This is a genomic window from Chryseobacterium sp. SIMBA_028 (assembly GCF_046535285.1).
GTDB lineage: Bacteria > Bacteroidota > Bacteroidia > Flavobacteriales > Weeksellaceae > Chryseobacterium.
Genome location: NZ_JAWRWZ010000513.1, coordinates 1 through 257 on the forward strand (window position 1 = coordinate 1; position 257 = coordinate 257).

A 257-nucleotide genomic window follows, 5' to 3' on the forward strand; every position below is an offset into this window, starting at 1 on the left:
TCTTGCAGGACCAGGGTATCGTCCTGGAAGACAACGTCCTGGCGGTGCGCCAGCACGCTGATGGTGGTCAGCCCCACGATGCGCTCGGTGGCAAGATGCTCGACGGCGGTAACCACCGTGCGCCTGCCCTGCGCCAACGCAGCGTTTTCGGTTTCACGCAGCACTGCTGCGTCAAAGACCATGCCGGTTGCCAGCGCGGCTGCAGGCTCGTCCTCCCCGCCGTCATGGACTACCTCCCCGGCAGCGTTCTCCAGCAC

1 protein-coding gene is annotated in these 257 nt (G+C 65.8%); it reads right to left on the reverse strand.

The features are described from left to right. On the reverse strand, nt 1–257 hold a 257-nt coding region (locus SCA31_RS24305; RefSeq protein WP_410699545.1), incomplete at both ends, for a hypothetical protein.